Genomic DNA, 21340 nt, shown 5'->3' with positions numbered 1-21340 from the left:
TGGGCGATCGTACAACATATGGGCGCGGAGGTCAGTAGGCTGCGTGCCGAGCGGACTGTACGGATCAGATGAACAGCAGCTGGGCGCCCTCGGATTTCTCGACGAACTCGGTGGCGTCGATGATCCCCTCGACCGCGTCGTGCAGGTCGGCCAGTGTCAGCCCGAGCATGTCGGCGGACATCCGGCAGGCCCACAGATGCCCGCCCGAGTCGACGATCTGGTCCAGCAGGTCCGGCACGTCCGGTACGCCGACCTGCTGGATCTGCCGGCGCATCTGCCGGGTGGCCACCGTGGTCATGCCGGGCAGACCGCCGAGGCCCTGCGGCAGGTGGGTGGCGGTGTTGCCGAGCATGGTGAACTTGAGGTCACCCATGTGCGCCTTGCTGATGACGTCGAAACCCCAGAACGTGAAGAACAGGCGGGTCTCGATGCCTTCGCCGAGGGCGGCGTTGGCCAGGATCAACCCCGGGTACGCCATGTCGAGGTTGCCCTTGGAGCAGATGATGACCAGCTTGCGACCGGTCGGGGCGGTGCCGGCGAAGTCCGGTAGCAGCGCGGGGGCGGAGAGCGTTCCGTTGGTCATGACAGGGCCCTTTCCGGTGGCGGGTGGTCAGACGCAGCCGTGCGGCTTGGGCAGCCCGGCGACGTACGCCATCTTTTTCGCCGGCTTGGTCGGGAAGAGCGCGAACAGCTGCTTGATCGCGATGCCGGTGCCGGCGGCGACCTGGCGCAGCGTCGCCGTCTCGCCGCGCTGCTGGAAGTCCGCACGCAGGAACCGCAGCACCTGCCAGTGGGTCTCGCCCAGCTCGATGCCGAGCACCGCGGCCAGCTCGGCCGCCAGCCGGTCGTCCCACTCGTAAAATTCGGTGAGGAATCCTTCGGGGTCGACGTGCACCTGGTGGGTGCCGACGGTGGTGACCGGCATGGCGGCCTCCTCGCAAATCCAGTGCCTGGTCGGATCGGTCAGTTGTGGGTCGGGTCGCCCGGCCGGTACTTGCCGGCCATGGACAGCTGCGCGGGCAACGGGATCGGCCGGCCGGGCAGCAACAGGTGCCAGTACATCCAGCGGAAGGCGAGCTTTGCCCAGTGGTTGCGGACGTTCTCGGCGAGCAGGCCGAACGGCCCGAGCACCGGCAGCGGGTACGAGCCGGCCAGCGGCTCGGTGTCGTAGTTGAAGTCGATCAGCAGGCCCTTGCCGTCGCCGGACTCGACGAAGCAGTTGGCGTGCCCGTCGTAGCTACCGGTCATCGGCTGACCGGCGACGTGCTGCAGGAAGTTGCCGACGAAGACCTCGACCGAGAAGTGCGCCACCGAGCCGGCCTTGGAGGTGGGGATGTCGTTGGCGTCGCCGAGGACGAAGATGTTGTCGTACGTCCGGGACAGCAGGGTGTGCTTGTCCACCGGGACGTAGTTGAGCTCGTCGCCCAGCCCGGAGCGGGCCAGGTAGTCCCCGCCCATGTTCATCGGCACCGTGACCAGCAGATCGAACGGGACTTCCCGGCCGTCGTAGGAGACCAATGCGGGGATGTCGTTGTCGATCCGCTCGACCAGGAAATCGGCCTCGACGGCGATCTTTCGGTGGTCCAACATGGACTGCAGGTGGGCGGCGGCGACCGGCTTGGTGAACGCGCCGGACAGCGGGGTGGCGTAGATGATCTCCACCCGGTCGCGCATGTGGCGGTGCCGGAAGTACGCCTCGGCGAGGAACGCGAACTCCAGCGGCGCCACCGGGCACTTGATCGGCATCTCGGTGACGTGCACGACGAGCCGGCCGCCGTCGAAGCGGTCCAACGCCTCCGCGAGCGCGGTCGCCCCGTCGAGGGTGTAGAAGTCGAAGATCCGGCTGCGCCAGTGCCGGCCCAGCATGCCGGGCGTCTGGTCGGGGCGGGGCGTGGTGCCGGTGGCGATGACCAGGTAGTCGTATCCGAGCACCTGCCCGTCGGTGAGCAGCACCTCGTTGCGTTCCGGGTGCACCCGGTCGAGCTCGCCCCGGATGAAGTGCACGCCGTCGGGGATGAACCGCTGCCGGGGTTTCACCACGTCGGCGGCGGTGTAGCCGCCGAACGGAATGAACAGCAGTCCGGGCTGGTAGATGTGCCGGTCGTCGTGGTCGACGACGGTGATCCGCCACTCGTCGCGGTCGAGCCGGTCGCGGAGCTTGTTGACCACCATGGTGCCGGCCGTCCCGCCGCCGAGGACCAGTAGCCGCTTCATCGTCGTACCCCTTTCGCGGTCCACTCCCCGGCTTGACGCTATGCACGGTCGGCGACGGCGGTCAGGGCCGGTGGTCACCCCGGTTCGGGACCACCGGCCGGGGACCCGTTCGGGTCCCGGCCGGGACCGCCACGCGGACGGCGGGCCGGAGCACCGTTCGATAAGGACGGTTCGAGGCTCTGGATTGTCGGTGTCACGCGTGCGATCCTGTTAGCTGGAAGTAGTCGCACGATCACCGGTAGCTATCCCCTCGGCCGGAGGCGCGCGTGAGTGAGCTGTACCGGACGCCGTACTACGACGCACCGCCACCCAAGGACAGCGAGGCGACCCGGATACGCGTACTGGTCACCGGCATCACCCCGCCGGTGCCGTCCGCGACGTACGGAGCGGTGACCACCCTCGTCGGGCTACGCCTGAACGAACCCCGGCACTGGATCCGGTTCGACGAGGTCGCCGCCCACCCGCTCGGCCCGACCGCACCGGTGCAGCGCTACGACGTCATCTCGGCCGTCGTCGAACCCGACCGCACCGATCCCCGGCCGGAGAGCTGGCGAATCCTGAACGGGTCGCTACGGGTGCAGCGGGAAGCGCGCCGGTGGACCCAGCGGACCGCGCTGCTGCACCGCCGCGACGAAGGCTCCATGTGCGACCTCGAAGAGTCGGCGGCGAGCCGTCCCGACGCCCAGTCGATGGCACTGATCCGGATCGCCGAGCTGCGCTACGTGCGGGTCACCCGGACCCCGGTGGCGCCGCCCGCCGAACGCTGGTCCGCCGCCACCTGGCGCCGCGCGGAAGCCGACCTGTTCCGTCCGGTGGTCAACGCGATGTTGCGCCGACCGCCGTTCACCCTCGCCTACCGCTATTACTGCCACCACCCGGCGTGCCGCAGCCATGTGCAGGAGTTGTGTGACCGTGAGGTGGTCGCCTTCCAGCAGCGGCGGCGGCGCTACTGCGGGTTGCCGCTACGGCGCGCGCTGGCCGGCGAGTTCTGGTGGCCGCTGCGCCAGCCGGGCCGTCAGGTGGCGTTCCTGGTCGGCAACCGTCGGGACAACCCGGCCAGGTTCGACGTACTCGACACCGTCATCCTGCGCGGGTAGCCACCGCACACACCAGTCACCGCCGGTGGTCGAGCACGCCGTCAGGGGAAGTCGTCGAGCAGCTTACGCGCCTCGGCGACTTCCGGATGGTCGGCCCCGTGCTGCCAAACCAGCAAGGCGACCAGCTCACGCACCGTCGCCTCGGCCGCCTGGAGGTAACACGACTGCCGGACGAGCCGTCCGGCCTCGCCGCGTACCCGATCCAGAGCGCTTCGGGTAATCCGGGCGGGGCCGGCTCCGGTTCGGCCGACCAAGTTCCTCCTGACTTGGGTCATGTGGTGCGTACGACGATCGGTGCGGCGTTTCCGCTGGTGGCAGCGGTGCCGCCCGTTGTGTCCGGCTGGACGGCGGCTGACCGTCGGTGGATGAGCCGGCGTAATCACGCACGGTCACGAATGTGATGTCACCTCCTGCCCATTTCGGGCACTGCGTCGTGCTGCCTCCGTCCAGCCATCGTCATGTCCGCAGCGAGTGGAGCCAGACTGACGTCATCCCTGGCTTTTGAGGTATGCCAGAGTCCACTCGCGATGGAGATCCCGTGTTACCCGGGCCGGCTCCAGCCCCCTGGTCACCGTGAGTGACCCGACTGGGGTCATGTGGTGCGTACGACGATCGGTGCGGCTTTTCCGCTGGTGGCAGCGGTGCCGCCCGTTGAGCGCCCCGGCTGGAGGAGCGCCTTCGCTCTGGATGGCGGCGTGTCGGCGTGGGCGGATACCTGGCATCCGCCGGCGTGGGTCCTGGTGGGCACGTCGTGGTCGGCGACCTTTGCGGCTCTTCCGGTAGGATTGGTCATCCACATCGGATGCCCGCGTCTCTTCCTGGGCGTAGGGAAGTCGCCAAGATGGAACATCGTGCCGAGGTCAGGGTGTCGGGTAGTGCGCAGATTTCGACACGGTCGCGAGCAACACGGCAGGTCACAGCGCCGAGATCAGAAAACGATCGTCAACGTGACCCAACTCGGGTCTTCGGAATGGACCGGCCCTTGAGACCCGGTTCCTCGACGCGGTGACAAGCCGTGGGTCGGGCTACGAGATCGTCAACCCGACTGACGATGACCGGGAGCGCGCCGCCGAACTCGTACGCCAACTCGTCGCCGCCCCGTTGGGGTACGTCGATGCGACGTTCCTGGGGATGGCCAGCAGAGTCAGCCTGATTCAGCCTGATCAAGCCGATCCGCTGGGTGCTGCGAGAAGGCACACAGGACTGACACTGGTTGCGACGTGTCTGGTTTGAGCTGGTCGGCGGACAGGTCGCTGTGGCAGGTCGCCACGATCTGGGTGCGCTCATCGGCCCGGCGCAGCCGGTCGACGACGCGCTCGACGGCACCCGGGGCAGTGGGGCGGTCGATCTCGTCGATCAACGTCAGGCACCCTGATCACGTGAACGTCGAAGAAGCCGTCCGGCTACGCCGCGCCCGGGACCTGCTCGACCGGGAGTACGCCCGTCCGCTGGACGTGCCGGCGATGGCGCGGGCCGCGTACATGTCGCCGTCGCACTTCACCCGGCTGTTCCGGGCCGCCTACGGCGAAAGCCCATACGGCTACCTGTCGACCCGGCGGGTCGAGCGGGCCAAGGCGCTACTACGCCGCGGTGACCTGAGCGTCACCGATGTCTGCATGGCGGTCGGGTTCACCTCGCTCGGCTCGTTCAGCTCCCGCTTCACCGAGCTGGTCGGCGAGACACCCAGCGCGTACCGGGCCCGGTCACACGCGGCCGGCGCAGCCATCCCGGCCTGCTACGTCAAAGCCGTCACCCGGCCGACCCGCCCGGCCGGTGCATCAAGTCGGTTTGGAGAAGCCCAGGTCAGCCGGCCGGCGTAGCGTCGCTGGCATGGCAATCACGCTTTCCCACACATTTCTGCTCGTCCACGACCAGGACGAGGCGCTGAAGTTCTACCGCGACGTGCTCGGCCTGGAGGTCCGCACCGACATGCCGTTCGAGGGCTTCCGCTGGCTGACCGTCGGCCCGCCCGGTCAGCCGGACGTCGAGATCGTGCTCGAAGTCGCCGCGATGGGTCGCGCCGCCGACCAGGAGACCCTGGAGGTGCTGCTCGCCAAGGGCTCACTCAGTGGCCTGATCTTCCTGGTCGACGACGTGGACGCGACGTTCGAGCGGGTCCGGGCCGCCGGGGCGGAGGTCATGCAGGAGCCCACCGACCAGCCGTACGGGGTACGCGACTGCGGTGTCCGCGACCCGTCCGGCAACAACATCCGTTTCTCCCAGCGGCTGTCGTAGTAGTCGCACCGGTGCTGTGCCGGGTGCGGGACGGCGCCTCCGGTCGGCTTGCCGATTCCGACCGGAGGCGCCGTCGGTTCATGTGCGGCGACGGGCCGGCCGGGTGACCGCGCCGGGGCGGCGCAGCGCGTCCGCCCGTACGACGATCGATTTGAACCGTTGGTCCTCGCCGCCGACGACCTCGATGCCGATCAGGTGAATCCACTCGATCCCCGGATGCTGTGCGCCGTCGTCGATCCTGGTGACCCGCAGCACGAGTCGACCGAGCCCGTAGCAGTAGTCGCCGGCATTCAGCGAAACCGTGTCACCGACCTTGATCAACGGATCATTCGTCATCGGTGATCGTTTCCACCGGCTGACCGTCGCGCAGCAGGTCTACGAACCTCCGATATGCCGCAGAATCCTCCACCTGCAGAAAATCCAGCGCGGTCCGCATCGGGCGGCACCCGTCGGTCAAACAGACGGGGCAGCCCGCCCACTCCACCGAAGGCCAGTGATCAGCGACGACACGTCTCGTGTACATAACTGCGACGTTGCGGGCCTGCTCCTCGCTCAGCTCGGGGATTACCGGCGGCTGGGAACCTGGCACCAGGACGCTCATTTCTGCCCTCCGCTATCACTCGACAACTTCTCCTGTGAACACTCTGGACTCCGCCGGGCCACGCCGGTAAGGATGGAGCGGCATACCGGTGGAATCGCTCACGTACGGAGGGGTAAGCGGTGGACATGATCATGTGGATACGCGCGCTCAAAGCAGCGCGCGTCGCCGCCGGAGTTAGCCAGGACGGGCTCGCCGAGAAGATCAATTGGAGCGCGTCGACGATTGCCGCGATCGAAACCGGCCGACGCAAGCCGACGTTCGCGTTCGCGACAGAGGCCGATACAGCCTTGGACACCGGTGGCCTGCTGACCGAGCTGCTGGACCGCGCCGAACGCCAACGCACCCCCGCCTGGTTCCTTGCCTGGCGCAAACAGGAAGCCCAGGCCAAGCGCCTCCGCACCTTCGAGCTGACCGTCATCCCGGGCCTGCTACAAACCGAGGAGTACGCCAGAGCAGTCATCGCTGGCGGCCGGCTACACAAGCCAGCCAAGGCCGAGGAACTGGTCCGGGTCCGGATGGAGCGGCAGGAGCTGCTGACCCGCGACGACCCGCCAGAGTGCATCTTCATCATCGACGAAACTGCTCTGAGCCGCCCCGTGGGCGACCACGCCATCCTCGACCGGCAACTTCAGCACCTGCAGGAGGTCGCCAAGCTGCCGAACGTGCGGATTCACATCCTGCCCATCGGCGTCGGCGCGCACGCCGCACTCGGTGGCGGCTTCGCCATCGCGCAGTTGCCCGACCTCGACCCGATCGCCTACCTGGAGAACGCCACAAAGGGCCAGGTCGCCGACGACGAGGAGACGATCGACCTACTCAACCGCCAGTGGGACAGTCTGCTCGGCGACGCCGCTTCCACGAGTGCATCGCTGAGCATCATCGCCAAATATAGGCTGACGCCATGACGACTCCAGACGGCCTGCAGTGGCACAAGTCCAGCCGTTCCACCAACACCGGCGGCAACTGTGTCGAGGTGTCCGGCAGCCTGCCCGGTCGGGTCCTGGTCCGGGACTCGAAGGACCGTGACGGCGGCACCCTTACCTTCTCCCCCACCGCCTGGACCACCTTCCTCACCTACACACGCTGACCCCACCGCCGGTGCGCCCGCAGCCGGCTGTCCCACACCGCGCCGAGGGTTCACTGGCGCCCCCATGGCCCGCTGCGGACCAGCCTGCTCAGCTAAGGGGGTGCGAGATGACGTGGAGCATGGCGAGGAGATCATCATCAGCCGCGCCGGTACTCCAGTCGCGAAGGTCGTCCCGCTGCACGGCGAGGTCAGCCGGAAAGGTCGCGGCGGACACCGGCCGTTTTGCCACGTGATGCTGCCCCTCTTCCGGCTCGGCGGACCTTCGTCCCACGTCGGTGCTACCGTGCGATGGTCGGCCGGCCGAAAGGACTTTTTTTCATGCGTTCGGTGCGGGTCGCAACGGATGAGTGGTCCAGAGCCGCGTCGACGGCGACGGCCAATGCGCCGTCAGCCGCACCCGAGAGCCTGACGCGACCTGGCGGTGCGGTTGCGGCCCGCGAGGCACTGCTGGGGTTGCAGCGCCGGTACGGCAACCGGCAGTCCCGGTCGGTCATCCAAGCGAAACTGCGGGTCGGCCCGGCAGGTGACCGGTTCGAGCGTGCGGCGGACCGGGTCGCGGAGCAGGCGCTGGCGGCGCCGACACGGCAGGATCCCGAGATCGCGCAACGAGATTCCGCGGTCGTCCAGCGGGTGGCCGGCGCTGGGTCGGCCGTCGGTGCGTCGGCGGACCCGGCGGTCGAGCAGGCCGTACGGCAGGCCCGTGGTGGAGGGCGACCGGTGCCGCGAGGCGTGCGGGACCGGATGGAGCGGGCGACCGGTGCGGACTTCGGACCGGTGCGCGTGCACGTCGATACCGAGGCCGACCAACTCAACCTCGCGCTGGGGGCGAAGGCCTTCACGGTGGGTCAAGACGTGTTCGTACGGCGCAGCGAGTACCGACCGGGCAGCGCGCAGGGCGACAGGTTGCTCGCGCACGAGTTGACGCACACAGTCCAGCAGGGTGCCGTCGGCGGAGGATCCGGTAGTACGGCGATGGGCACCGTACAGCGATACATCGACATCGATTCGACCGACGAGGCGTACCCGGAGAAGGGCACCGACACCCCGCCGGGCGTGAAGGTCGGCTACTTCCCTTACCAGGTCGAGGTCGAGGCCCAGGACTACACCGCCGGGAAGAGTTACCGGACATGGCTCCGTGGTGGCTCACTCTTCAAGAACAATCCGTCCAACTTCAATCTCCTGCGGGTCAACCTACGGCAGGGATACAAGCCCGGCCTTCGCTTCTCCAACGATTTCGACCTTGCCGTCCAGAACACGAAGGGTGCCGAGGCAAAGGTTTTCTATGCCACCGAGGAGCAGATCGAGAGATCGAACGCCCGGCTGAAGGGCCAGGTACAGCTCGTGAAGACGGCCAGGTTCCTGGAGATGTACCTGGAAGAGGTGCCCGACAGCGACAGCGACATGGACGACGAGCCGGCACAGATTACCCAGAAGCTGTACCAGGTCGAGGCATTGCAGAAGCCGCCACCGGCGAAGAAGCCGAATACGATGGCCGGCAAGCTACGCGGCGCGCTCAGCCGGAAGAAAGGCGCGACCGAAGCGGAACCGCAGACACTGGGTCTGCCGACCGGCCTCAACATTCGCACCCCGCAGGACTGCGAACGGATGTCGGAGTTCGTCACCGGCGCAGACTCCAACTTGCTCTCGTTCGCCTGGTTCGACGTGCTGGGCAAGGTTCTCGATCATGTCCATACTCGGCTCACAGGCGTCCTGCCACCGACTGGTCCTTACACCGGAAAGCAGAAGACGTCCACGGATCTACCCGCTCTCGGCGACGAGATGGTCAGTGTCCTCAAGCAACTGAGGAGCACGTACGGCGCCCAGTTGACCGCAGCGCTACAGGCCGCTTTCGCAGCGCGACAGCTCAACGAGTACCTGACGAACATCGACGTCGGGTCACAACTGGCGGTTGTCGCGCTCGGCAAGTGGGAGGAAGTTGCCGACCCGTTTGCCTACCATTACGGAGGCGTCGTTGCGGCCAGCGGAGACGACTTCGTGACCATGGAGAACTACGCTCGGCGGGATCCCAATGTAAGAAGTGCGACTTCGGCCGGTAACGATCCGCTGCATTTCTTCTACATGTACAGCACGAGCGCCGGACAGGAGTCCTGGCACAGTCGGTGGGTCGTCGATTTGAAGAGTTTCGCCGGCTTCCCGATCTCGTTCGCGAGATAGGACCCTTTCGCGAAACTCTGACATTTCCGACATCAACGACCTGATGGAATCGCGTTTCAGCAGGTCGACGCCCCGATAGTGTACGTTGATCCGGCCCTCGCGCCTTATTCACAGAGTGGACGCCTCGCCGTCGGACGATCGAGCAAATTCCACATTCGCAACTACCAAGAGTGGCGTACGTCGCAGTCGGACTGTCGGGTCCACGGCAGTGTCGCCACCATGCGTGTCGGCATAGTACCTTGGCGTAGCTACCGCTGGCCGTCGTACGGGAAGCAGGAGTTCACGCATCATGGGCATTCCGACCGTGAGTGCACCAAGGTCACCCTGGCGACGCCGGATCATCGTCCTGCTCGCGGCAGGTGCGCTGCTCGCCACCCTGACCGCCGGGACCGCCATCACCCTGCAGGTGCGGCAGCCGCAGGCTGACCTGGCGCCGACTCCCGCCATCTCGTGCGTCGGCGCACCGGAGACGCTGCCGGACGGCGTACCGACCGAGGCGGAGTCAGACCCAGGGACCGCCCCGGACGGCGGTGGCCTCGAAGTCGTCGAGACCGGCTTCGCGCAGATCGGCAGCATGGCGGCCCCGATCACGAAGGGATCCACCGCGAGCCTCGGCGCGGTCGTCGCGAACACGAGCGGGCACATCGCGTACCAGACAAAGGTGATCTTCCGTCTCCTCGACCCGGAAGGTGAATCAGCGACGCTGAGCACCGTCCGGGACCAGACCCGGGAAATTCCGATCATCCTGCCCGGGCAGGAGATCGGCATCGGCGCCGGGCACTGGGTGAAGTCCAGATCGGGCCGACGGGTGGAAGTTGCTCGCGTTGAGGCCGTCATCGAAGGCACCACCTGGCTGCCGGCGGACACGCCACAACTCACCCTGATCACCGCACATCACCTGGAGACCCAGCGCTACGGACCCGACGGCATCGATGCCAACGTCAGGTACGAAATCGACTCGCCGTACTGCCAGGTGCTCGCCTCCGCCGGGGCAAGTGTGCTGTTCCGTGACAAGACCGGTGCGATCGTCGGCGGCGGTTTCGACCAAACCAAGTCCGAGCAGGGCTGCCGGCCTGGGGAATCCACGCAGTCGGCACTGCTGTTGCGAAGCCTGCCACCGGGCGCGGACGACAGCATGACCGAGGTCTACCAGTACTGCTCACCGACACCCGACCCATCAGCCTCGCCGAACTGACGCACGGCCCGAGGGCCTGACGGCCAGACGGAACGTATCCTCGGTACGGTCAGCAGAACCGGCCTCACGGACGACCGAAGACACCTCGCTGTCTGTCTAATATCGCCACGTGAACGCTGATCCCTCGATGTTGCAAGGTGATCTGCATCAGCTCTTCGCGGAGATGCCGCCCGACGGCACGACCATGAGTAACCCGACTCTGCAACGACGCCTGAGATGGGACTCCGACCGATACCTGACTTGGGTCATGTAGTGCGTACGACGATCGGTGCGGCGTTTCCGCTGGTGGCAGCGGTGCCGCCCGTTGTGTCCGGCTGGACGGCGGCTGACCGTCGGTGGATGAGCCGGCGTAATCACGCACGGTCACGAATGTGATGTCACCTCCTGCCCATTTCGGGCACTGCGTCGTGCTGCCTCCGTCCAGCCATCGTCATGTCCGCAGCGAGTGGAGCCAGACTGACGTAATCCCTGGCTTTTGAGGTGTGCCAGAGTCCAGTCGCGATGGAGATCCCGCGTTACCCGGGCCGGCTCCAGCCCCCTGGTCACCGTGAGTGACCCGACTGGGGTCATGTGGTGCGTACGACGATCGGTGCGGCGTTTCCGCTGGTGGCAGCGGTGCCGCCCGTTGAGCGCCCCGACTGAAGGAGCACCTTCGCACTGGATGGCGGCGTGTCGGCGTGGGCGGATACCCGGCATCCGCCGGCGTGGGTCCTGGTGGGCACGTCGTGGTCGGCGACCTTTGCGGCTCTTCCGGTAGGCTTGGTCATCCACATCGGATGCCCGCGTCTCTTCCTGGGCGTAGGGAAGTCGCCAAGATGGAACATCGTGCCGAGGTCAGGGTGTCGGTTAGTGCCCAGATTTCGACACGGTCGCGAGCAACACGGCAGGTCACAGCGCCGAGATCAGAAAACGATCGTCAACGTGACCCAACTCGGGACGACAGCATGACCGAGGTCTACCAGTACTGCTCACCGACACCCGACCCATCAGCCTCGCCGAACTGACGCACGGCCCGAGGGCCTGACGGCCAGACGGAACGTATCCTCGGTACGGTCAGCAGAACCGGCCTCACGGACGACCGAAGACACCTCGCTGTCTGTCTAATATCGCCACGTGAACGCTGATCCCTCGATGTTGCAAGGTGATCTGCATCAGCTCTTCGCGGAGATGCCGCCCGACGGCACGACCATGAGTAACCCGACTCTGCAACGACGCCTGAGATGGGACTCCGACCGATACTTCCGCGCACGCGACGCCCTGGTGGATCTTGGTTTGCTCGTGCGTGGACGCGGTCGCGGCGGAGTGGTCCGACGTGTGCTGAGCGAAAGGCCCATCGAGGAGCGGACCGTTGCTGTCGTTGTCGAAGCTGGTGCCGACCCCCACGCCACGGCGGCGACAGTGGAAGCAGCCATCAAGAACGAACTCGCGCTGTACGAGCCGATACGACGCGTCATCAGCGACGAGTGGGCGCGTGACCACCGGCGCGAGCCTCTCGCGGTCGAGGTCACCGCGCTACAGGGTCGGCGCGCCACCGGCGGGACCTGGTCTCGGCCGGACCTCGTGAGCGTCGAGGTACGGACGTTCGCCTACGTACCCGGAAAGTACCTCGAAGTCACTACTTTCGAGGTCAAGGCGGCCAACGCGATCAACGTTCAGGCGGTGTACGAAGCTCTGGCACACCGCCGTGCCGCCACTCACTCGTATGTGCTGCTACACGTCCCCGCCCAGCAGGCTGAAGCGCTGGAGGACGCGGTAGCGGATGTGGCCGAAGCTGCCCGCACACATGGAATCGGCGTCGTAACTGCTGCCGACGCGGACGACTATGACACCTGGGAGGAGCGGGAGGAGGCACGCCGTGTCGAGCCCGATCCCGAGCGCCTCAACGCCTTTGTCGCTACCCAGCTGACCGACCAGACACGTGACCTGATTTCCCGACGCCTACGGTGAACATTCGCCGGTGGGACGGGTGGCTGCCGTCACACCGTGACCGGCGTCAAGTAGCCGACAAGGTTTCCCGTTTCCTGGTACGGGAACGCCAAGGGTCGATACCGTGGGTCGCGGGGGAGGCAATCATGCCGGCAGGACCAGACACCAGTCCGGTGACACAGTCGACGGTCGGGACGTGGATCGCCCGTTGGACCGTCGGGGCGGCGCTCGGTCAGATCGTGTTCGGCGGCACGGTCCGGCTGATCCTCGCCGTGATCATGGGTGCGCTGCTCGGTGGGCTGGCGGTCTGGCTGTTCCAGCGGCACCGCCCGTCGCTGCGGCTACGCCGGCCCGCCGCCGCCTCGACCAGGCCGACAGCGGCCCACGCGGCGGCCCGCTCCGTCCCTGTGCCGCCGCACGCCGCCACGACCACTTCGACGGGCAACCGGATCCGCTACTCGCCGCTCGCGCCACCCCGACGCTGACCGACCACCCCGACGCTGACCGACTGCGCCAGCGCTGGCCGACCACCCCGACGCTGACCGACTGCGCCAGCGCTGGCCGACCACGCAGGGCTGGCCGACCGTGCGGGGCAGCGGATCAGCCGGTAGGTCGGTCGCCGAGGCCGGCCAGGTGGTGCACGGTCGGCGCGGTCTCGGCGTACAGCCGCAGGTAGTGCTCGAACAGCCTGTCGTAGCGGTCCCGGTGACGCGGGTCCGGCTCGATCCGGCGTTCCAGTGGATTCCAGCCTGCGGTGTCCTCTGCCGGCACCGCGCCGGTCGCCACCGCCGCCAGCATCGCGTCGCCGTACGCCGCCCCGGTGGTTTCCCGGGGCAGTTCCTGGGTCAGCCCGGTCACGTCGCTGACGATCTGCGTCCATAGGTCACCGGCGGTGCCGCCGCCGACCGGCACCACCCGGCGCGGGGCCGCGCCCCCGTCCCGCATCGCGCCGAGGTTGTGCCGTACCCCGAAGGCGACGCCCTCCAACGCGGCCCGGTACAGGTGCCCACGGCCATGCCCCAGGGTGAGCCCGGCGACGACGCCCCGGGCGCGGGCGTCGAAGATCGGCGTCCGCTCGCCGGCGAAGTACGGCAGCAGGAGCAGCCCGCCGCTGCCGGCCGGCACCCGGGCCGCCTCGGCGGTCAGCGTCGCGTAGTCGGCGCCGGTGAGTTCGGTCAGCCAGCCGGTCACCGAGCCGGAGGTGGCCATCCCGGCGGCCAGGCAGTGTACGCCGGGGCGCAGGCCGGCGGTCGGCCAGAGCCGGGTGCTGGACCGGGGCCGGTCGGTCAGCACGATCAGGAACATCGTGCTGCCGTACATCAGCATCAGGTCGCCGGGGTCGCGGACGCCGACGCTGTCCGCCTCCGCCCAGGCGTCGATCGTGCCGGCGGTGACCGGCAGGCCGGCGGGCAACCCGGTGAGCCGGGCCGATTCGGCGCTGACCTGCCCGGCCGGCGCGGTCGACCAGGCCAACGGCGGGCGTCGCACCTGCGGCGCCAACTCGTCCCACCAGGCGTCGTCCCATCCGCCGACGCGCTGGTCGTACAGCGGGCTGCACTGGCTGGCCGAGTGGTGGTCCAGCAGGTATTCGCCGGTCAGCCGGTGCACCAGATAGGAGCTGGCCATGAAGATCCGGCGGGTGCGGGCGAACACGTCCGGTTCGTGGCGGGCCAGCCAGAGCAGTTTCGGACCGATCGCCTGCGAGGTGAGCACCGCCCCTCGTCGGGAGATCTCGGCGACGCCCCAGCGCTCGTTGAGCAGCTCGATCTCCTGCTCGGCGCGGGTGTCCACGCCGTACAGGATGGCCGGGCGCAACGGCCGGCCGGCGTCGTCGGCGGCCAGCAGGCACGGTCCGATGCCGCTGACCGCCAGCCCGACCGGCCGCACGGCGGACCGAACCGGTCCAGTCGCCGGCTGCCCCGGTCGCCCGGCCAGCAGTTCGGCGACGACGTGCCGGAAGTCGGCCCACCACACCGCCTCCGGGTCGTGTTCGAACCAGCCGGGTCGCGGCGTGCTGACCCGGTGCGGGCGTTGTGCCCGGGCGACCACCCGGCCGTCGCCGGTGACCGCCACCCCTTTCGTGCTGGCGGTGCCGACGTCGACGCCGAGGAAAACGTCCACGGTGGTCATACCAGTGGGCTGCGGTCCGGCCGGGTGCCGCACAGATGCACCTGGATGCCGAGCTGGTGGGCGGTGGCGGCCTTGGCCGCCAGTACCAGGTCGGCGGCGGCCGCGTCGGCGTACGACACCTGGATGTGGTTGGACCGGTGCCGGGCCATGAACTGGTCGCGGCTCACCCCGTGCAGTACGGCGTGCATGATCGGCCATTCACGGGTGGTTTCCGCCCACCGCCGCTCGGTCTCGGACTCGGGCAGGGCGACCGCGCTGGCCCGGCCGATGTCCATGTGCAGGGCGCCGTCCTCGATGAAGATCCGGGACCAGACGAGCTCGCCGGGTTTGGCCACGCCGCGGACGGTGCCGCCGCCGAGCCGGAAGTACAGCGGCGGTTGACGCATCGAATCGGTGCCGGCGTAGCCGCCGACGTGGTGCGCGGCCGGTGCCGGGCCGGAGATCTCGAACACCCAGACGAAGTCGTCGACCGTACCGCTGGCGTCGTCGTCGCCCCAGCGTACGTCGTGCAGCGTGGTCTCCAGCGGCTGGCCGAGCGCCGCGTGCACCCGGTTGGTGAGCAGCGCGTCCAGGCCGGCACCCTCGTCTGCCTCGTTGAAGTGCACGATCGGTTCGCCGTCGCGGACGATGCCGCCGTCGTCGCCGGTCACCGGTGGCCGGTCGGCGTTGTTGAGCAGGCCTTCGGCCAGGTCCGAGGCGGGCAGTACGTCGGCCAGGCCGAGCTGGTACTGGATGCCGATGGCGGCGCAGCCGAACCGGTCGGCGATGCGGGCCGCCGCCGCGTACATCCGCAGTTGCAGCAGCACCTGGTCGCGGGTCAGCTCAGTGGTTTCGTCGGTGCCGAAGTGGAACGTCATGCCCCGCCCGGTGAGCCAGCGCAGCGCCGCCTCGGCCTCGGCCGGATCGGTCTTCATCGTCTCGGCGTACAGGGCCGACTGGGACAGCCGCTCCTTGAACACCCCGAGCGGGAAGAGCAGCTCGTCGGGAATGATCGCGTTGTACATGCCCATGCAGCCCTCGTCGAAAACGCCGAGGATCGCGCCGTCGCGGCGGATCCGCGCGGTGATCCCGTCGGCGACGGCGCGGGCCCGCTCGGGTACGGCGGTCGGGTCGAACGGAGCGACGTGGCTCAGGTCGTGTTCGATCTTGTCGCCCCGGATCCAGGCGTCGAGCCGCGACCCGAACCAGTCGTCGGTGAACGTACGGCTCCACAGTGTCTCGAACGGCCGGCCGGCCTTGGCCAGCGAAGCGTTGATGTTGAGCAGGCCGACCAGGCCCGGCCATTGGCCTTCCCAGTTGGCCACGGTGAGGATCGGGCCGCGGTGGCGCAGCAGCCCGCCGAGGATCTGCTGGGAGAACTGCCACACCCCTTCGGCGACCACCACCGGCGCTTGCGGCGGGATGGCGGCGAGGACGGCGAGTCCCTGCGCCTGGCTGGCGATGAAGCCGTGCCCGGCCGCAGTGTCGGCGGGGTGGGCCCGCCGCAGGACCACCCCCCGGTCGCGGAACGCCCGGGTCAGAGCCGCCTCGAACCGCTGCTGCGCCGGCCAGCAGGTCTGGTTGGCGGACAGCCGCTGGTCGCCGTTCGCGACGAGGTAAGCGTGGTCGATCATGGTCTCCTCGTTTCGGTTCGTGACTCGCCTGTGGTCGGAGCGGACCAGCCCTCCGGATGAGACTCAGCGATAGCGGCGGGCCATGTCGGGCAGCGGGATCGGCTGGTAGTCGCTGGCGTGCCCGGCCTGACCGAAGATCCGCATCCGTTCGGCGACCATCCGGCGCATCGCGTCGCGGCCGGCGCCGACGTACGGGGCCGGGTCGACGTTGCGCGGGTCGGTGCCGAGGCGTTGGCGGACCGCGCCGGTGAACGCCAGATGCGAGTCCATCCCCTGGTTGATCTTGCGGACGCCCATCGCGATCGAGCGGACCTTCTCCTCCTGCGGTACGCCCCACGACTCGGGCAGCTCGGCGCCGTACCGGTTGTTCTGCTCGCGCAGCGGTGCCGGCAGGCTCGACGAACCGTGCATCACCAGGTGGGTGTCGGGCACCAGGGTGGCGATCTGTTCGATCAGATCCAGGTGCAGCACCGAGCCGTCCGGCGGCGCATCGAACTTGTACGCCCCGTGCGAGGTGCCGATCGCCACCGCGAGCGCGTCCACCCCGGTGCCGGCGACGAACTCGCTGGCCTGCCGCGGGTCGGCGAGCACGATCTCGGCCCGGCTGCCGTCGGTCTTCGAGCCGCCGATGGTGCCGAGTTCACCTTCGACGCTGACGCCGGCCCGATGTGCCTCGGCGGCCACCTCGGCGGTGACCGCCAAATTCTCCGCGAATCCGGCCGGGCTGCCGTCGCCGCGCAGGCTGCCGTCGATCATCACGCTGGTGAAGCCGGCGGCGACCGCCCGCCGGCAGGTGTCCGGGTCGGGGCCGTGGTCGAGGTGCAGCACCACCGGCACCCGTGGGTAGTCGCCGATCAGGTGGTGCAGCGCCGACCAGTAGCGCTCGTCGCTGCCGTGCCCGGTGGTGCCGGCCAGCACGGCGAGGATCACCGGGGAGTCGGTTTCGGCGGCGGCGTCGAGCGCCGCTTCGGCCTGGATGACGTCACTGACGTTGAACGCACCGACGGCGTACCCGCCGGAGCGGGCCTCGTCGAGTGCCTGCCGCAGGGTGACCAGGGCCATCTGTCGGGTCTCCTCGAAGGGGTCGAAGCGGACGCGGAGGTGTCGAAGCGGACGCGGAGGTGTCGAAGCGAGCTGGCAGAGTCGACGCGGACTGGCAGGGTCACAGCGAGCTGGTGATGCCGAGCTGCTGGTAGTCCAGGACGGTCGGCCGGTCGGTGACGGTCCGGGCGTACAGCAGGACCTTCGCGGCGCTTTCCACCGCGACCGTGGTCTTGAACGCGTCCCGCAGATTGGGCCCGACGGTGAGCAGCCCGTGATTGGCCCAGACGACGGCGTTGCGCTCGCCCATCACGTCGCACATCGCGTCACCGAACTCGGTGCGGTTGCTCAGCGCGAACGGCATGATCGGCACATCGCCCTTGGTGTAGATGACCATGTTGACCAGAGCGCCGGTGATCGGTTGGTCGATCACGCCGAAGACGTTGGCGAACACGGGTTCGGTGTGCACGATCGCGTTGACGTCGGACCGGCGCCGGTAGGTGGCCAGGTGCACGGTCACCTCGGACGACGGGGCGTGCCGGCCGGCGATGACGGTGGCGGCGGAGTCGACGACCACCATGTCGTCGGCGCTCATCCGGTCGTACTCCAGGTCCGACGGGGTGATCAGGAACCGGTCCGGTTCGGGCAGCCGGACACTGATGTTGCCCTGGGTGTTGAAGTTGAGGCCGTACTGCATGGACAGCAGGCAGTAGTCGAGGATTTCCTGCTTGGCCTGCTGCAGGTCGAAGGCGGTCACCTGGTCTCCTTGTCGTGGTCGTACGAGCGGTCGTGCGGGGTCAGCGCCGGGTAGAGGTCCTGGTATCGGCGGACCTGGGCGGCGTACCAGTCGGTGGTCGTCGGATCGGGCACGGCGGCCGGCAGCGTCGGCGGTGCCGGCAGGTCGGCGAGGCCGGTGTAGCGGCCGACGCCGACGCCGGCCTGCAAGGCCGCGCCGCGCGCCGACGCGTCCACCGGTACGGCCGTCAGTGCCCGCCCGGCGGCGCTGGCCCGGATGGCGAGTGAGGCCGCGTGGCGGGCCCCGCCGCCGACCGCGTGCACCGCGCCGACCGGCACGCAGCGCGCGGCGAACGCGGCGATGATCTTGTGCAGTTCGAACGCGGACGCTTCCAGGAAGGCGCGGGCGAGCTGTGCCCGGCTGGTCTCCAGGGTGAGCCCGACGACGGCGCCCCGGGCCCGGGGATCGTTGTCGAGGGTGCCGGAGCCGGCCAGATACGGCAGTACCAGCACCTCGGCCGGGGTGCCGGCGGCGGCGGCGAACAGCGCGTCGCGCTGCGCCGCGTCGGCCGCGCCGACCAGGGTGGCGAACCAGTCCAGCGCCCAGCCGCCGGCCGCGGTGCCGGCCAGGGTGAGCCACTGGCCGTCGGCGTCGCCGACGTCGCCGGCCGTGACCGGATAGCTGGCCAGGCCGGTGCCGTCGAGCCGGCCGGGGCGCCCGGCGGAGCCGACGGTGAGGCAGTCGCTGGACCCGAAGGAGAACACCGACACGGTGCCGGGCCGCCCGCCCGCGCCCCAGAACGACGCGGCCTGGTCGTGCGAGCCGACCACGATCGGCGTGCCGGCGGGCAGACCGGTGGCGGCAGCGGCGGCAGCGGCGAGGCCGCCGACGGCGGTGCCGGGCGTCACCACCTCGGGCAGCAACGCCTCCGGGACCCCGGTGGCGGCCAGCAGCTGCGCCGACCAGCACCGCTGTCCGACGTCGTACCCACCGGTGCGGGCCGCCATGGTGGTGTCCATCGCCGGGCGGGCGCCGAGCCGGGCGGCGACGTAGTCGCCGAGGCAGCGGTAGCCGCGTACCGCCGGCCCGGTCCATCCCGGCCCGCCGTACGCGATCTTGTAGATGGAGAACATCGGGTGCAACGGTTGGCCGGTGACCCGCTGCACCTGCCCGGCACCGAGTTCGGCTTCGACGCGGTGGGCGGCGGGCACACCGCGCTGGTCCATGCTGACCGGCGCGGCGGCCAGCGCCAGCCCGGCCGCGTCGACCGGGACGACGGCCTCGCCCTGCACGCTGAACGAGATCGCCTCGACCGGGTCGGCGGCGACCGCGTCGTGCCCGGCCAGCTCGGCCAGCAGCCCGGTCACCGCGGCCACACACTGCTCCGCGTCCGTGGTCACCAGGCCAGGACCGGGCCGGCGCAGGCTGGTCGGCCGGGCCAGGCCGACCAGCGGCGTACCGTCGCCGGCCCGCACCGCGACCACCCGGACGCCGCTGGTGCCGAGATCGACGCCGACGAGGCTCACTTGACCGCCCCGGACAGGCCGTTGACCAGGTAGCGCTGGACGGCCAGGAAGACCACCACGATCGGGATGGAGATCAGCACCAGGACGGCGAACAGCGCGCCGGGCTGGCTGAGGAAGACCCCGCGGTAGGCCAGTGGCACCAGGGTCAGCGGCTTGATCGCGTTGTCCTGCAGGGTGACCAGCGGCAGGAGGAAGTCGTTCCAGGTCATCATCGACTGCCAGATGGCGACGACGGCCAGCGCCGGACGGCTCAACGGGAAGTAGATCCGCCAGAGGATGCGGAACTTGCTCGCCCCGTCGACGAGGGCGGCTTCGAAGGTCTCGAACGGCACCGCCAGGTAGGACGTACGGATGATGATCACCGCGAACGGGATGCCGAGGGCGGTGTAGACCAGCACCAGGCCGAGTCGGCTGTTGTAGAGCCCGACGCTCTGCAGGATCTTGAAGGTGGAGACCACGATGCTGGACATCGGCAGGATCAGTGCCAGGGTCAGCGCCCCGAAGATCACGGCCTTGACCGGGACCCTGAGCCGGGCCAGCGCGAACGCGGTCAGCGAACCGCAGATGATCACCAAGATCACCGACGGTACAGTGATCAACGCGCTGTTGACCAGGTGCTGCAGGATCGGGTTGGCCGACCAGATCTGCAGGTAGTTGTCGAAGCTCGGTTCCTGCGGGAACAGCCCGAAGGCGGTGGTCGACGGGTTGGACGTCGGCAGCAGGGACAGGCCGACCACCATGACGATCGGGATCAGCCAGATCGCGGCCAGCGGGGCCAGCACCAGGTGCGCCCAGTGCGGCCGGCGGCGCCGGCGGGTACGCGTCCGGGTCCCGGTTCCAGTTCCGGTCATTGCTTCTCGTCTCCGGTGAGGAATCCCGAGCCGAACACCCTGACCATCGACAGTGAACTCACCACCGCGATGACCAGCAGGACGACGCTGATCGTCGAGGCGTACCCGACGCTCTGCAGCTGGAACGCCTGCTTGAAGGTGTAGGTCGGGAGCAGTTCCGAGGCGTGGTTGGGTCCGCCCTCGGTGAGCACGTAGACCAGCTCGAAGGTCTTCAGCGAGCCGATGATGCCCAGCAGGAGCAGGGACAGGTGGGTGGAGCGCAGCAGCGGCCAGATGATGCTGCGTACGGTGCGCCACGGTCCGGCGCCGTCGATCTTCGCGGCGGCCAGCACGCTGGTGTCGATGAGCTGCAGGCCGGCCAGGTAGAACAGCATCGAGAAGCCGGTCCACATCCAGACGTTGACGAAGATGGCACCGAAGATCGCGGTGTCGGGGTCGGCGAGGTAACCGTGGGTGAGCAGATCCAGCCCGGTGGCCCGGCCGACCTTGGCGATGACGCCGTTGAACGGGTCGAAGATGCGCTGCCAGACAATGCCGACGACGACCGGGGACAGGATCGCCGGTACGAAGAAGATCGCCCGGTAGATCGACCGACCGCGCAACTTCTCGTTGAGCAGCAGCGCCAGGAAGAAGCCGAGGAGCGCCTGCGGCACGATGGTGAGCAGGATCCACCAGCCGGAGTTGCGCAGGGTGATCAGGAAGACCGGATCGCGGAACAGCTCCAGGTAGTTGTCGAACCCGACGAACAAGCCTTCGTTGACCCCGTCCCAACGTAATGTGCTGGCCTGCACGTTGTAGACGATCGGGTAGACGACGAAGGTCGCGAACAGCGCGATCGCCGGCAGCAGGAACAGCGCTCCGGTCGCCCATTCCCGGCGGTGGGGCTGGTGATGCATGGGTCACTCCGTCGCGA

General features: G+C 68.7%; 23 protein-coding genes. 9 read left to right on the top strand and 14 right to left on the bottom strand.

The genetic code is table 11. The annotated features are described in order from the left end of the window. Positions 1-64 precede the first annotated feature (64 nt). Genes ACN27F_RS23955 through sqr form a run of 3 tightly spaced genes read right to left on the bottom strand, consistent with a single transcriptional unit; the run spans position 65 to position 2214 of the window. Positions 65-583: a DsrE/DsrF/DrsH-like family protein gene (locus tag ACN27F_RS23955; protein WP_421437144.1), complete on the bottom strand. Its 519-nt coding sequence runs from the start codon at positions 581-583 to the stop codon at positions 65-67. A gap of 27 nt (positions 584-610) precedes the next feature. Beyond that, positions 611-925 (bottom strand): TusE/DsrC/DsvC family sulfur relay protein, encoded by a 315-nt coding sequence (locus tag ACN27F_RS23950; protein WP_421437142.1) that lies wholly within the window; start codon positions 923-925, stop codon positions 611-613. A gap of 38 nt (positions 926-963) precedes the next feature. After that, entirely contained in the window at positions 964-2214 is a 1251-nt protein-coding gene (gene sqr, locus ACN27F_RS23945; protein WP_421437140.1) for a type III sulfide quinone reductase, selenoprotein subtype, read from the bottom strand. A 266-nt stretch (positions 2215-2480) separates the two neighbouring features. On the opposite strand from sqr, the gene ACN27F_RS23940 reads away from it, so the two are divergent. After that, positions 2481-3311 carry a hypothetical protein gene (locus tag ACN27F_RS23940; protein WP_421437139.1) on the top strand — a complete coding sequence of 277 codons (831 nt, stop codon included), beginning with the start codon at positions 2481-2483 and terminating at the stop codon, positions 3309-3311. 41 nt (positions 3312-3352) lie between these two features. On the opposite strand, the gene ACN27F_RS23935 is transcribed toward ACN27F_RS23940, so the two are convergent. Both ACN27F_RS23935 and ACN27F_RS23930 read right to left on the bottom strand, forming a co-directional pair. After that, positions 3353-3565 (bottom strand): hypothetical protein, encoded by a 213-nt coding sequence (locus ACN27F_RS23935; protein WP_421437136.1) that lies wholly within the window; start codon positions 3563-3565, stop codon positions 3353-3355. Positions 3566-4455: 890 nt separating this feature from the next. Further along, on the bottom strand, positions 4456-4671 hold the full coding sequence (locus tag ACN27F_RS23930; RefSeq protein ID WP_421437135.1) for a hypothetical protein: 216 nt from the start codon (positions 4669-4671) through the stop codon (positions 4456-4458). Between the two features lie 19 nt (positions 4672-4690). Here ACN27F_RS23930 and ACN27F_RS23925 point away from each other — a divergent pair, with 19 nt between their 5' ends. Further along, a complete protein-coding gene (locus ACN27F_RS23925; protein WP_421437132.1) occupies positions 4691-5131 on the top strand; it encodes a helix-turn-helix transcriptional regulator in 441 nt (146 codons plus the stop codon). Positions 5132-5141: 10 nt separating this feature from the next. Next, a complete protein-coding gene (locus ACN27F_RS23920; RefSeq protein WP_421437130.1) occupies positions 5142-5546 on the top strand; it encodes a VOC family protein in 405 nt (134 codons plus the stop codon). 78 nt (positions 5547-5624) lie between these two features. On the opposite strand, the gene ACN27F_RS23915 is transcribed toward ACN27F_RS23920, so the two are convergent. Continuing rightward, positions 5625-5882 (bottom strand): hypothetical protein, encoded by a 258-nt coding sequence (locus ACN27F_RS23915; protein WP_421437127.1) that lies wholly within the window; start codon positions 5880-5882, stop codon positions 5625-5627. After that, positions 5872-6147: a hypothetical protein gene (locus ACN27F_RS23910; RefSeq protein ID WP_421437124.1), complete on the bottom strand. Its 276-nt coding sequence runs from the start codon at positions 6145-6147 to the stop codon at positions 5872-5874. Before ACN27F_RS23910 ends, ACN27F_RS23915 begins: the two co-directional genes overlap by 11 nt. Positions 6148-6278: 131 nt before the next feature. Here ACN27F_RS23910 and ACN27F_RS23905 point away from each other — a divergent pair, with 131 nt between their 5' ends. The 6 genes from ACN27F_RS23905 to ACN27F_RS23880 all read left to right on the top strand — a co-directional run bounded on the left by ACN27F_RS23905 (position 6279) and on the right by ACN27F_RS23880 (position 13015). Beyond that, on the top strand, positions 6279-7052 hold the full coding sequence (locus ACN27F_RS23905; protein ID WP_421437122.1) for a helix-turn-helix domain-containing protein: 774 nt from the start codon (positions 6279-6281) through the stop codon (positions 7050-7052). Then, on the top strand, positions 7049-7234 hold the full coding sequence (locus ACN27F_RS23900; RefSeq protein WP_421437119.1) for a DUF397 domain-containing protein: 186 nt from the start codon (positions 7049-7051) through the stop codon (positions 7232-7234). Before ACN27F_RS23905 ends, ACN27F_RS23900 begins: the two co-directional genes overlap by 4 nt. Positions 7235-7522: 288 nt before the next feature. Further along, positions 7523-9409, top strand: a complete 1887-nt coding sequence (locus tag ACN27F_RS23895) for an eCIS core domain-containing protein (protein ID WP_421437116.1) — start codon at positions 7523-7525, stop codon at positions 9407-9409. Positions 9410-9698: 289 nt separating this feature from the next. Then, on the top strand, positions 9699-10604 hold the full coding sequence (locus ACN27F_RS23890; RefSeq protein ID WP_421437114.1) for a hypothetical protein: 906 nt from the start codon (positions 9699-9701) through the stop codon (positions 10602-10604). A 1113-nt stretch (positions 10605-11717) separates the two neighbouring features. Beyond that, positions 11718-12551, top strand: a complete 834-nt coding sequence (locus ACN27F_RS23885) for a hypothetical protein (protein ID WP_421437112.1) — start codon at positions 11718-11720, stop codon at positions 12549-12551. 125 nt (positions 12552-12676) lie between these two features. Further along, positions 12677-13015 (top strand): hypothetical protein, encoded by a 339-nt coding sequence (locus ACN27F_RS23880; RefSeq protein ID WP_421437110.1) that lies wholly within the window; start codon positions 12677-12679, stop codon positions 13013-13015. A gap of 115 nt (positions 13016-13130) precedes the next feature. On the opposite strand, the gene ACN27F_RS23875 is transcribed toward ACN27F_RS23880, so the two are convergent. The 7 genes from ACN27F_RS23875 to ACN27F_RS23845 form a co-directional block, all read right to left on the bottom strand. Continuing rightward, positions 13131-14660, bottom strand: a complete 1530-nt coding sequence (locus tag ACN27F_RS23875; RefSeq protein WP_421437108.1) for an FGGY-family carbohydrate kinase — start codon at positions 14658-14660, stop codon at positions 13131-13133. Then, positions 14657-16273 (bottom strand): fucose isomerase, encoded by a 1617-nt coding sequence (locus ACN27F_RS23870; protein ID WP_421437106.1) that lies wholly within the window; start codon positions 16271-16273, stop codon positions 14657-14659. Before ACN27F_RS23870 ends, ACN27F_RS23875 begins: the two co-directional genes overlap by 4 nt. A gap of 63 nt (positions 16274-16336) precedes the next feature. Next, entirely contained in the window at positions 16337-17335 is a 999-nt protein-coding gene (locus ACN27F_RS23865) for a ketose-bisphosphate aldolase (protein ID WP_421437105.1), read from the bottom strand. 100 nt (positions 17336-17435) lie between these two features. Continuing rightward, complete coding sequence (locus ACN27F_RS23860; protein WP_421437102.1) at positions 17436-18071, bottom strand: class II aldolase/adducin family protein; 636 nt, start codon at positions 18069-18071, stop codon at positions 17436-17438. Continuing rightward, a complete protein-coding gene (locus ACN27F_RS23855; protein WP_421437099.1) occupies positions 18068-19576 on the bottom strand; it encodes an FGGY-family carbohydrate kinase in 1509 nt (502 codons plus the stop codon). The genes ACN27F_RS23860 and ACN27F_RS23855 overlap by 4 nt, the downstream gene beginning before the upstream one ends. After that, complete coding sequence (locus ACN27F_RS23850) at positions 19573-20427, bottom strand: carbohydrate ABC transporter permease (RefSeq protein ID WP_421437096.1); 855 nt, start codon at positions 20425-20427, stop codon at positions 19573-19575. The genes ACN27F_RS23855 and ACN27F_RS23850 overlap by 4 nt, the downstream gene beginning before the upstream one ends. Next, positions 20424-21323 carry a carbohydrate ABC transporter permease gene (locus ACN27F_RS23845; protein ID WP_421437093.1) on the bottom strand — a complete coding sequence of 300 codons (900 nt, stop codon included), beginning with the start codon at positions 21321-21323 and terminating at the stop codon, positions 20424-20426. Before ACN27F_RS23845 ends, ACN27F_RS23850 begins: the two co-directional genes overlap by 4 nt. Between the last annotated feature and the right edge of the window lie 17 nt (positions 21324-21340).

Origin of the sequence: Solwaraspora sp. WMMB335, from assembly GCF_049179075.1 — a bacterium.
GTDB lineage: Bacteria > Actinomycetota > Actinomycetes > Mycobacteriales > Micromonosporaceae > Micromonospora_E.
The sequence above is the reverse complement of the archived record's forward strand: the minus strand, read 5'-3'. Positions and strand labels throughout refer to the sequence as shown.

Coding starts and splice junctions, on each gene's coding strand:
- ACN27F_RS23915 (WP_421437127.1), bottom strand. CDS start 5,882: ATGACGAATGATCCGTTGATCAAGGTCGGTGACACGGTTTCGCTGAAT.
- ACN27F_RS23900 (WP_421437119.1), top strand. CDS start 7,049: ATGACGACTCCAGACGGCCTGCAGTGGCACAAGTCCAGCCGTTCCACC.
- ACN27F_RS23910 (WP_421437124.1), bottom strand. CDS start 6,147: ATGAGCGTCCTGGTGCCAGGTTCCCAGCCGCCGGTAATCCCCGAGCTG.
- ACN27F_RS23890 (WP_421437114.1), top strand. CDS start 9,699: ATGGGCATTCCGACCGTGAGTGCACCAAGGTCACCCTGGCGACGCCGG.
- ACN27F_RS23895 (WP_421437116.1), top strand. CDS start 7,523: ATGGTCGGCCGGCCGAAAGGACTTTTTTTCATGCGTTCGGTGCGGGTC.
- ACN27F_RS23880 (WP_421437110.1), top strand. CDS start 12,677: ATGCCGGCAGGACCAGACACCAGTCCGGTGACACAGTCGACGGTCGGG.
- ACN27F_RS23870 (WP_421437106.1), bottom strand. CDS start 16,273: ATGATCGACCACGCTTACCTCGTCGCGAACGGCGACCAGCGGCTGTCC.
- ACN27F_RS23905 (WP_421437122.1), top strand. CDS start 6,279: ATGTGGATACGCGCGCTCAAAGCAGCGCGCGTCGCCGCCGGAGTTAGC.
- ACN27F_RS23920 (WP_421437130.1), top strand. CDS start 5,142: ATGGCAATCACGCTTTCCCACACATTTCTGCTCGTCCACGACCAGGAC.
- ACN27F_RS23850 (WP_421437096.1), bottom strand. CDS start 20,427: ATGACCGGAACTGGAACCGGGACCCGGACGCGTACCCGCCGGCGCCGC.
- ACN27F_RS23875 (WP_421437108.1), bottom strand. CDS start 14,660: ATGACCACCGTGGACGTTTTCCTCGGCGTCGACGTCGGCACCGCCAGC.
- sqr (WP_421437140.1), bottom strand. CDS start 2,214: ATGAAGCGGCTACTGGTCCTCGGCGGCGGGACGGCCGGCACCATGGTG.
- ACN27F_RS23955 (WP_421437144.1), bottom strand. CDS start 583: ATGACCAACGGAACGCTCTCCGCCCCCGCGCTGCTACCGGACTTCGCC.
- ACN27F_RS23865 (WP_421437105.1), bottom strand. CDS start 17,335: ATGGCCCTGGTCACCCTGCGGCAGGCACTCGACGAGGCCCGCTCCGGC.
- ACN27F_RS23950 (WP_421437142.1), bottom strand. CDS start 925: ATGCCGGTCACCACCGTCGGCACCCACCAGGTGCACGTCGACCCCGAA.
- ACN27F_RS23845 (WP_421437093.1), bottom strand. CDS start 21,323: ATGCATCACCAGCCCCACCGCCGGGAATGGGCGACCGGAGCGCTGTTC.